This is a genomic window from Pseudomonas brassicae (assembly GCF_010671725.1).
GTDB lineage: Bacteria > Pseudomonadota > Gammaproteobacteria > Pseudomonadales > Pseudomonadaceae > Aquipseudomonas > Aquipseudomonas brassicae.
This window is the reverse complement of the sequence record NZ_JAAHBU010000534.1, coordinates 1-1,706: the sequence shown is the minus strand read 5'-3', so window position 1 is coordinate 1,706 and position 1,706 is coordinate 1. Positions and strand designations below refer to the sequence as shown.

At 67.5% G+C, this 1,706-nt stretch carries 2 protein-coding genes and 1 pseudogene; all 3 read left to right on the top strand.

The features are described 5' to 3' along the window. A pseudogene (locus G3436_RS25720) lies at positions 1-394 on the top strand (DUF4136 domain-containing protein); the annotation flags it as partial. Positions 395-420: 26 nt separating this feature from the next. After that, positions 421-981, top strand: coding sequence for a DUF4136 domain-containing protein (locus tag G3436_RS25715; protein ID WP_163951029.1), 561 nt, complete (start codon positions 421-423; stop codon positions 979-981). Positions 982-1,085: 104 nt separating this feature from the next. Continuing rightward, positions 1,086-1,706, top strand: a 621-nt coding sequence (locus G3436_RS25710) for a pilus assembly protein TadG-related protein (protein ID WP_338001325.1), incomplete at its 3' end; no start/stop codon positions are given.

Here is a 1,706-nt window from a genome sequence, read left to right as displayed (position 1 = left end):
ACTGGCCGACGCCGTCAGCGCCGGCCTCGACCAGCGCGGCCTGCGCCCCGCACGCTCCACGCGCAGCGACCTGCTGGTCAGCGCCGATCTGCGCCTGGAGCGCCGCCTGCGCCAGGTACGCGACGACTACTATCCCCATGACGACTATGGCTACGGCGGCATCGGCTACAACCGCTACGGCGGCTACCGCAACGGCTATGGTGTGTATGGCAGCGTACCCATCGTGCGCACCTACCAGGTCGAGGTGCTGGTGGTGCGGGTGAACCTGTACGACGCCGGCAACGGCCAGCCGGTCTGGAGCGCCAGCGCCGAAGCCGCCAGCCAGGGCTCGCTGGGCGAGCGCGCCAGTGCGCTGCGGGCTGCCGTGCACAAAGCCCTGGATGGCTACCCCCCCAAGCTGAAGGCAATCGGAGAATCATCATGTTGCGCCGTCTCGCTGTACTTTCCCTGCTGGCACTGCTCAGCGCCTGCCAGAGCAACAACGTCACCCAGGACTTCGATGCCAGCCGCGACTTTGCCGCCTACCGCAGCTGGAACTGGCAGGAGCCGGCGCTGCAGTACCGCCCGGATGATCCGCGCATCAAGAGCGACCTCACCGAACAGCGCATTCGCCAGGCGGTGAGCGAACAGCTCGACCAGCGTGGCCTGCGCCCGGCGCCAGGCAGCGCCAAGGGTGACCTCAAGGTGCAGACCTACCTGATCGTCGAAAACCGCCAGCAGCAGATCACCACCAATTATGGCGGCGCCTGGGGTGGTTACTGGGGAGGCTACTGGGGCGGCCCGGCCTACAACGAAACCCGCAGCGTCGACTACAAGGTGGCGACCATCCAGGTCGACCTGTTCGACAGCCGCGATGGCAAACTGGTGTGGCGTGGCAGTGCCGAACAGATCATGAACAACTACCCGCCCAGCCCGCTGGAGCGCAACACCGCCATCCAGAAAACCGTGGCCCAGCTGATGGCCAACTACCCGCCACATTGAGCCTCGCCAGGCCAGTCGCCGCATCAAGGCGACTGGCCATTATCTTGACTACACTCCCTTGACGCACGCGTTCGCGCACGGCCTGCGCCGGCAAAGGAGTGCTCGTGGCTTCCCGATTCCCCGCAAGGCAGCGTGGTGCGATTGGCCTGATGGCCGCGCTGACGCTGGGCATGGCGCTGCTGTTCAGCTTGCTGGTGATCGACAGCGCGCGCCTGTACCTGGAGCACCGCAAGTTGCAGCGCGTGGTCGACATGGCCGCACTCGAAGCCGCCGGGCAGACGGCAGTGTGCGTCGGTGTCGGCCCGCAGGCGCCTGCGCTGGCCCAAGCCAGTGCTGCCCGCAACGGCTTCGTGGTGGGCGCGGCGCACACGCTGGCGACCACCTGTGGCACCTTGCAGACCGGTGCCAACAGCCTGCGCACCTTCACCCTCAGCGCCACCCAGGCCGACGCGATCCGGGTCAGCGCCAGCAGCAGCGTGAGCACCAGCATCGCCGCCGGCGTGCAGGCACTGCTCAGCGGCAGGGCGCCACCGGCCACCACCACCCTGCGCGCCACCGCAGTGGCGGCGGTGCCCAAGCCACCGCAGGCGATGCTGCGCCTGCAAACCACCCTGGCCACCATCGACTCGCGTAGATCCACCCTGCTCAATGCACTGCTTGATCCGCTCGGCGCCAAGGTGACACTGGATGCGCTCGGTTGGCAGGGCATCGCCAACACCGATATC